This is a genomic window from Burkholderia sp. BCC1988 (assembly GCF_905339895.1).
Lineage (GTDB): Bacteria > Pseudomonadota > Gammaproteobacteria > Burkholderiales > Burkholderiaceae > Burkholderia.
In genome coordinates, this window is record NZ_CAJPHA010000067.1 from 1 (window position 1) to 902 (window position 902).

The window sequence follows — 902 nt, forward strand, 5'->3', positions numbered from 1 at the left end:
TCGCTGCTGTCGATCCAGATCTACCAGGGCGATCTCGCGCGCGCCGATGCGGCGTTCTTCCTCAAGTACTTCCTGTCGAGCCAGTCCGCGATCCTGTGGATGAGCGCGCTGTTCGTGCTCGCGACGATCTTCTACTGGATCGGTCTGCTCGCGCGCTCGGAGTCGGGCGCCGCGATCGGCCAGAAGCTCACGTGGGTCGCCGTGCTGATGGGCTTCACCGGCCTGATGGTGCGCTGGTACGAGTCCTACCTGATCGGCGCCGACGTCGGGCATATCCCGGTGTCGAACCTGTACGAAGTGTTCGTGCTGTTCAGCCTGATCACCGCGCTGCTCTACCTGTATTACGAAGGCCACTACGGCACGCGCGCGCTCGGCGCGTTCGTGCTGCTGGTCATCAGCGCGGCCGTCGGCTTCCTGATGTGGTACTCGGTCGCGCGCGACGCGCAGCAGATCCAGCCGCTCGTGCCGGCGCTGCAGAGCTGGTGGATGAAGATCCACGTGCCGGCGAACTTCATCGGCTACGGCAGCTTCGCGCTGTCGGCGATGGTGTCGGTCGCGTACCTGATGAAGGAGCGCGGCGTGCTCGCCGATCGCCTGCCGACGCTCGAGGTGCTCGACGACGTGATGTACAAGTCGATCGCGGTCGGCTTCGCGTTCTTCACGATCGCGACGATTCTCGGCGCGCTGTGGGCCGCCGAAGCATGGGGAGGCTACTGGAGCTGGGACCCGAAGGAAACCTGGGCGCTGATCGTGTGGCTCAACTACGCGGCCTGGCTGCACATGCGCCTGATGAAGGGCCTGCGCGGCGCGGTTGCCGCCTGGTGGGCGCTCACCGGCCTGCTCGTGACGACGTTCGCGTTCCTCGGCGTCAACATGTTCCTGTCGGGGCTGCACAGCTACGG

Annotated in this window: 1 protein-coding gene; it reads left to right on the forward strand. The window is 65.7% G+C overall.

What is annotated here, in order from left to right; translation table 11 throughout:
- On the forward strand, positions 1 to 902 hold a 902-nt coding region (ccsB, locus tag U4012_RS35560; RefSeq protein WP_321804549.1), incomplete at both ends, for a c-type cytochrome biogenesis protein CcsB.